The following is a 6,576-nucleotide window of genomic DNA, read 5'->3' on the forward strand; positions in this document are numbered from 1 at the left end:
GAGCTGGGCCTGTACAAGCGGGACGCCAAGGAATTGGGAGAACTGTTGTTTGAGGAAATCAGGCACGCTCTTGAAGACAACGAGCAGGTCAAATTGTCGGGTTTCGGCAATTTCGACCTTCGGGACAAACGCCAGCGGCCTGGCCGCAACCCGAAAACGGGGGAAGAAATCCCGATCACGGCTCGCCGTGTGGTCACCTTTCGTCCAGGGCAGAAGTTGAAGGCCCGAGTTGAGGCTTATGCTGGAACCAAGTCATAACGACGAACTTCCCGTTATCCCGGGCAAGCGTTACTTCACCATCGGTGAAGTCAGCGAACTGTGTGCTGTAAAGCCACACGTGCTGCGTTACTGGGAGCAGGAGTTTCCTCAACTCAACCCCGTCAAACGCCGCGGTAACCGCCGGTATTATCAGCGCCAGGATGTGCTGATGATCCGGCAAATCCGTGCGCTCCTTTACGATCAGGGTTTCACCATCGGCGGCGCACGCTTGCGTCTGTCCGGCGATGAAGCCAAAGATGACACCACCCAATACAAACAGATGATCCGGCAGATGATTGCCGAGCTCGAAGATGTGCTGGTTGTGCTCAAGAAATAAAAAGCTGCGTTTGAATGCTTCCAGTTTTCAAAAGCTTGCGATATATTCTTGAGCGCTCTTCGAGGCGAAGAGCGAGTTACAAAACCAGTCGGGGCGTAGCGCAGTCCGGTAGCGCACTAGCATGGGGTGCTAGGGGTCGAGTGTTCGAATCACTCCGTCCCGACCATATTATTCAATGACTTAGCCCAACTTTCGCGAGTTGGGCTTTTTCATGCGTAGGGACTTTTGCGGGGGTTCATCCCGTTTTTCTCCTCAGGATGGTCAGAGCCGGTCCTCGCGAATCGGTTGCCGACACTTTGTTTGCCGCCTCAATCAACTGCTCAAGTTCTGCGGTAGAATAGTGGCTCGTAACGCTACCATTCTTGTGCCCCAAGAGCGCCTTCCGATCCTCCAGTGTCACGCCCGCCGCACGAAGCCTTCTGCCAAAGGTGTGTTTTAGGTCGTGAATCCTGATCGATCTGAACCCAGGGTGTGCCGGTGACTTGTGTTCCATTTCCCACTTCGCCGCCGCTCTCACCCTGGCCTTCTTCCACGCTGTGTCATTCATCCGGTGCATCGGGGTTGGTCCGTACTCGTCCGACTGCCCATACGGGAAGACATACTTCGAATGCAGGCCGCGCTGTCCATCGATGACCGACATCGCCACCTTGTTCAGCACCACCAGCCTTTCATCGCCATTCTTCACGCCAGACTTTTCACTCCTCCCGCCAAAGTCAGCAGGGATCAGGAACACACTCGTTCCCAGTTCCGGCACTCGGATTTCCCAATCCCACTGAAGCTTGCAGACTTCCTGCTCTCGGCAACCCGTGTTCACCTTGTAGAGTGACATCCTCAACAGGTGGTCAGGGATTTCCGAGAACAACATCGACTGCTCTGCCCATGACATGGGGTAGGGCTTTCTGCTCGACTTCCTTTCCTCCAGCATCGAGATCATCGGCACGCTATCCAGCCACGGCCGTTTCTCTGCGTCTCGCCACTTCCTGTGGCACAGGTTCAAGATCCGAACGATTCGCTGTAAGGCGATGTTCACCGTGCGGTTTGAGACGCCTGGCTTCACCTTCCCCTTTTCGTTCTTCGTCGGCTTCTGCCTGTCGCGCTTGAAAGCCGCCAGTGTTCCGTCATCTATATGGGTGATCGGCAGATCCCCGATGTACGGATCCAGCTGTTCAATGTGTGATGCTGACAGGCCAATCGACGCCTGATCCTTGAACTCCACCAGGAACCGCGTCGCTGCCTCACGCCAGGTTCTCACCTGGCGCACACCGTAGACCTTTTCCTGCCTGAGCTTTTCCAGCCGGTGAATCAGGTACTGCTCCGCTTCTTGCCTTTCGCTTGCTCCAGTGCTTTCCTGAAGTCGCTGACCTCTGACGACCTTGTCGATGTGCCAGATTCCGTTTCTCTCGTAGAGACCGGAGATCGTTTTTCGCGCCATTTATTAACTCCTTGGCGCCCACTGCGGGGCTGATTGTTGTCCTGATTGGCCGCTTTATCAATTGCCATGGACTCAACGTAGGCGTCTGCCCACTGGTCCAGCTCGATCCGGTCGAAGCCGACGCCCTGCTTCCCGATCGGGAATTCACGAACGTTCGGCCGGACTGTTTTGTTGAATTCGTCCCGGCACATGCCGAGATAGCCGTATGCCTCGCCGGCGCGAATGAAGCGCGGGAGGATGGGCGCGACCTGGGCCGCGCTTCGATTTGTCATGAGGTGATGCTCCATGCCGCGCGTGGCGGCAGAAGGTGGTGATGGGTTACAGGCTGGCGCGGAGAGCGCTGATCCAAGTGTTTCGCTGCTCAGTACGAGCAACTTCATCCGCATAGGCTTTTTTGTGGTATGCGATGCTGCTGATGGTCTTTTCCTTCGCGGACTCCAACCATTCCAAGCCAGACAGCACTGGGGTAGGTGTTGCGTAATAGCTGGTGTCGCAGTCCCATTTGAGCGAATCGGTGATCTGCTGGATCATGAATTCCTTCAGGCATGCGTGCTCTTCGCTCGGCGGGATCCAGAGGCGAGCGCACTTCAACATTTCTTCGTATCGCTGGCGCAGGTCGTCATGCTCTTTGATCCGAGAAAGGCGCTGCACTTCCGCTTCGGTGTGATCCGCAGCAGCTTTCAATTCGCACTCGCGCTGTGTCATCGACTCCAGGGCCGCAAGCGTTTCCCGATCTGCGTCCAGTGCTTTCGCGTGGTAGTCGCTTGGCTCGAATCTTTCAGGGATCTTTTCCCCGCCGCCCGGCTCGTCGCGGAGGGTGATGGTTGCGCCAAATGCGCGAGCGCAGTTCAGCGCAAAAGTCGAAAAGCTGATGCCGTCTTTGATGTCGGCTGTATATCCAGTAGGCATGCGAATTCCTCGCCCGCCGTACACCGGCAGGCTGTTGAGTTGGGGGAGGTGTTACTGCTGGATCAGTTCGGCGGGAACCTTCAAGGTTGCACCGCGCTTGGAAAACACCACGGCGCGGAACACAGCGATTGTTCGGGATTCGCCGGGCTGGCGGTTGAACGGATCGTTCGTCGCGTCGGCCAGCCATGGGTGTCGGTGGCCAACATCGACCCAGACGCCGTACTTCGTGATCAGGTGATCGGCGTCGGGCGCGGCGAAGAGTTGAAGCTGACCGGTACCGGGCTGCTGATCACCCTCAATCGCGCTGATTGCCCACTCAAGCGCCGGGCCGGCCAGTTCCTCGGTGCGGACGCTCACCATGCGGCTCATGGGTAATTGTCGTAGTTATCGAAGCAAGAGCCGCACAAGGGTCTCCATCCTTGGCTGATTGCTTGGGGGTGATCCTTTCGAACCCATCGCCATTTTTGGACGAATGATCCGCAGTCTCGGCAGCGGATGTAGTGGTCGACGGCTTTTCGCTGAGCGATTTCAATCTTCTCGCGCTCCAGCTCCAGACGGTGCGCTTCTTGTTGCTCGGCGAACCACTGCTTTTCTTGCTCCACAGTCATTTCCGGAAAGATGTCGCTCATCTGTGTCATCGCCACGGCCCCCTGTAGATCAGGTAGGCCATGTAGAGCGGGGCGAAGATCATGGCTGAACCTCTCATGCTACCGCTCTCGCGGTGGCGACTTCATCAATGAGCGATTGCGGGAGCCTTGCTGCGAATTCCCCTTCCGACCACGACAGGGGTTCAGACTTGCGGATCATCTCGTTCAGCAGTTCGAACGCAGCAAGCAACTGATCGTCGCGGATCTCGCCGTCTTCCGGCAGGTCATCGCAGAAATGGTCTTCCGGGTCGATTTCACGGGGATAGTTCGGCTCACAGATGCAGAGTTGAACGTCAGCCAGTTCGATATCGCTGTCGATCAGGTAGTCGCGCAGGCTGTCCTCATCAAAGAAGTAGCGGTTGCCATCGAAGATAACCAGAGGCTCGCCGGCCCAGTCCTTGACTGGCATCGCCGCGAATTTTGCTTGGCGCCGGACGTGTCGGCACTCATTGCAGGAACTGTTCACCTCATAAATAGGGTGTTCAGGGTTGATGTCGCAGCGTCGGTGAGTTGCGCCGCAGTAGCGGGCCATGTGTTCATCGTTGCCCCAGAAGCGGCCATCTGCGGCGACCCATCCAGTGAGGGTCTGAATGCTGGCGGCTTCGGGGGATTCGTACATCACGACTTTTTCTTCAGACATGACTTCGTCCTTGCCGCTATAGCGGCTGACTTTGAAGGGGAATGGAGTAATTTTGCTGGAGGAGTACAGATGTACTCTTATCGGGATTCGGCTGATTCGCTGGCTGGGTGTGTCGCGTTCCAGCGCTCGAAAGCCTCCTGCGTGGTCGCGGCCTCGATCTTCTCGTCGCACTGGTTGCACGCCGCCACACCACCGGCCGCGCCGACATCGCGGTGACCTTGCTTGCACGGGTTCATATGCCAGTCGTCATCCTGTTCCTGTTCAGCGACCTCAACCACCAGGTGCTTACCGCAGGAATGGCAGAAGTGCATGCCGTTTTCTTCCGGCCCATCCTCGTGGAATGACCAGGTCTCACCGCAACCACTGTTCCAGATGCCGCTGTCGTCTTCGCGACTCCATTCGCAGGTCCCGGCACGATCATCGTTCATTTGATCCGCTGCGTTCAGGCGCTGCTGCAGGGCGTCACGCTCGGCGCGGAGCTGATTGACCTCATCCTGAGCCTGGTCAACGATCTCCTGCGCTTCGTGCTTGTCGATCCAGTTGCCGATCCCTTCGGCCTTGAGCACCCGGCTGTTGTCAGGCGAGTGGATAAAGCCGTAGTGCTTGAGCGCGCAGATCTTGTCCCAATACTCAAAGCCTTTACGCGTTTTTATGTCACGCATCATGCAATCTCCATCGATACCAGATCATGGGCATTCACAACCTTCATGCCGAGCTCGCGGGCAATGTGCACTTCGAGCCGGGCGCCTTTCGAGTTCTCCCAGCCGGGCAGCACAGCAACCTGACCGCATAGGCCGAGCCGCGTCAGGTCGTAGGCCATGTAGTCAGCCCAGTCCGCACCGTCGACGACGCCATGCTCGGCGGGGTTCTCGACGACGTAGCCCCGGGCGCGCAGCTCGGCGGCCATCTTGTTGAAGGCGGGGAAGTTGAAGTCTTCGAAGCCAGTCATCGGCCCGGCCAGGTACAGGCGGTTGGCGCGGGTGGCGGCCAGGGTGACACCAGAACCTGCTGAAGCTGTAGACAGGTCGTGCCAGGTATCAACCTCGAACTCCGCCGGGCGAAGGCCAAGGTGCCTGCCGTCGGGCATCACCGCCGCGACGGCGCCGTGGCTGTTCGTCCACACCGGATACGATTGGCCGACCATGGCAACCGGCATATCACCCTTGATGTAAGCGAGCCCGACGCCTGGCATAGGATCGGCGGTGACGGTCTTCAGCATCCGGACCGTGCGCGGCACTCTTTCGCCAAACGGGTAGGTGTTGCTGCGCTTGCGCAACGCGGGGCAGTCGATACGGTTTTCTGTGGGCATGGCAATGTCCTATGCCGGGGCATGCCCGGGCGGTGGAGAGTGGCGAGGGATCAGCTACAGTTAAATGGTCATTCACAAGGAGTGCAGGAAATGGCATGTCGAATTTGCAATGAATCGGCTGAGGATATTGCTCCGCTAGGCGATTATCAGGATTGGAACTGCAGCGGATGTGGCCGGTATCGGATATCTGGAAGTCTTCTGGCCGAGCTGGATGCAAATCAACAGAGCCTCGATGTGGAGGCGACGAGGATTTGGATTGCAACCAATCGGGCAACAGGTGACGTACCGAACCTTTCAACGTTCGCAGCAAAACAACACAACCTGATAAGGGGTTAGGCGGCTACTGCATCGTTCTCTGCAGCCCTCCAAGGATCGTTGGCCCGTGCCAGCGCAGCCATCGGCGGCGGGCTGACGCTGTTGCCGCACATATGCACCTGCTGGGTCTTGGTGAAAGGCTTTCCGTCGGCGCCGTGGCTGATGATGTAGTCGGCGGGGAAGCCCTGAGCCTTGTACAGTTCGGCCGGTTGAAGCATCCGAAGGCAGATGTCGACGATCACGTAAGGCGTTCCCTTGATGGTGACGGTGACTAGGCCTAGCCGATCCTTGGTGGTGATGGTTGGCGCTGGTGCGTCGGCGGCGCTCATGTTCTCGGTGCCGTAGTAGCTGATCAGGAATGCGGCGACCCTCAGTGCGCCGGCTTCGACCTCTGGTGATAGCTGGAACTCAACCAGCGAACTCTTCCCGCCACCACCGGCCGTGATGGTCGGCGCCGGTTCGTCTACACCCTGGCCAACGCTGGCGCCGAACTGGCGCTCCATGAAAGCGGTGACCAGCCCGTGGTGAGTGCCACCGGCGCTGATGGTGTGCAGCGGATCGGCTGCGTCCCGTGCATCGCAGTTGCCGCGCAAGTGCACCAGGTTGGCGGTCACCAGTTGCTGCTGGCTTCCGGTGTTGGTCACCGTGGTCATCGGATCTTCGATGCTTTTGGCGGCCGTGGTATTGAACCCACCATTCATCTGAGCCATGAATACGGTTGAAATGCCC

10 protein-coding genes, 1 tRNA gene and 1 pseudogene are annotated in these 6,576 nt (G+C 58.1%); 3 read left to right on the forward strand and 9 right to left on the reverse strand.

The window, feature by feature from the left end; genetic code table 11:
• The 3 genes from ihfA to ACIOWA_RS26950 all read left to right on the forward strand — a co-directional run.
• Window positions 1-258 (forward strand): integration host factor subunit alpha (gene ihfA, locus ACIOWA_RS26940; protein WP_401162817.1); only part of this gene is annotated, 258 nt, incomplete at its 5' end.
• Window positions 239-595 (forward strand): MerR family transcriptional regulator, encoded by a 357-nt coding sequence (locus ACIOWA_RS26945; protein WP_003179985.1) that lies wholly within the window; start codon window positions 239-241, stop codon window positions 593-595. The genes ihfA and ACIOWA_RS26945, both read left to right, overlap by 20 nt.
• A gap of 89 nt (window positions 596-684) precedes the next feature.
• A tRNA-Pro gene (locus ACIOWA_RS26950) sits at window positions 685-761 on the forward strand.
• A 69-nt stretch (window positions 762-830) separates the two neighbouring features.
• On the opposite strand, the gene ACIOWA_RS26955 is transcribed toward ACIOWA_RS26950, so the two are convergent.
• From ACIOWA_RS26955 to ACIOWA_RS26995, 9 genes and pseudogenes are all read right to left on the reverse strand, one after another.
• Window positions 831-2,012 carry a tyrosine-type recombinase/integrase gene (locus ACIOWA_RS26955; protein ID WP_235378443.1) on the reverse strand — a complete coding sequence of 394 codons (1,182 nt, stop codon included), beginning with the start codon at window positions 2,010-2,012 and terminating at the stop codon, window positions 831-833.
• Entirely contained in the window at window positions 1,898-2,299 is a 402-nt protein-coding gene (locus ACIOWA_RS26960; RefSeq protein WP_401162818.1) for a hypothetical protein, read from the reverse strand. Before ACIOWA_RS26960 ends, ACIOWA_RS26955 begins: the two co-directional genes overlap by 115 nt.
• Window positions 2,300-2,345: 46 nt before the next feature.
• Complete coding sequence (locus ACIOWA_RS26965) at window positions 2,346-2,936, reverse strand: hypothetical protein (RefSeq protein ID WP_401162819.1); 591 nt, start codon at window positions 2,934-2,936, stop codon at window positions 2,346-2,348.
• Between the two features lie 51 nt (window positions 2,937-2,987).
• Entirely contained in the window at window positions 2,988-3,305 is a 318-nt protein-coding gene (locus tag ACIOWA_RS26970; protein ID WP_401162820.1) for a hypothetical protein, read from the reverse strand.
• Window positions 3,302-3,565, reverse strand: coding sequence for a hypothetical protein (locus tag ACIOWA_RS26975; protein WP_401162821.1), 264 nt, complete (start codon window positions 3,563-3,565; stop codon window positions 3,302-3,304). Before ACIOWA_RS26975 ends, ACIOWA_RS26970 begins: the two co-directional genes overlap by 4 nt.
• A gap of 73 nt (window positions 3,566-3,638) precedes the next feature.
• Window positions 3,639-4,223: a hypothetical protein gene (locus ACIOWA_RS26980; protein ID WP_401162822.1), complete on the reverse strand. Its 585-nt coding sequence runs from the start codon at window positions 4,221-4,223 to the stop codon at window positions 3,639-3,641.
• A gap of 77 nt (window positions 4,224-4,300) precedes the next feature.
• On the reverse strand, window positions 4,301-4,885 hold the full coding sequence (locus tag ACIOWA_RS26985) for a hypothetical protein (RefSeq protein WP_401162823.1): 585 nt from the start codon (window positions 4,883-4,885) through the stop codon (window positions 4,301-4,303).
• Window positions 4,885-5,532: a DUF4406 domain-containing protein gene (locus ACIOWA_RS26990; RefSeq protein ID WP_401162824.1), complete on the reverse strand. Its 648-nt coding sequence runs from the start codon at window positions 5,530-5,532 to the stop codon at window positions 4,885-4,887. The genes ACIOWA_RS26985 and ACIOWA_RS26990 overlap by 1 nt, the downstream gene beginning before the upstream one ends.
• A gap of 332 nt (window positions 5,533-5,864) precedes the next feature.
• Window positions 5,865-6,576 (reverse strand): annotated as a pseudogene (locus ACIOWA_RS26995) (DNA cytosine methyltransferase); the annotation flags it as partial.

The sequence above is a fragment of the Pseudomonas sp. NPDC087614 genome, assembly GCF_044743485.1.
GTDB classification, from domain to species: Bacteria; Pseudomonadota; Gammaproteobacteria; order Pseudomonadales; family Pseudomonadaceae; genus Aquipseudomonas; species Aquipseudomonas baetica_A.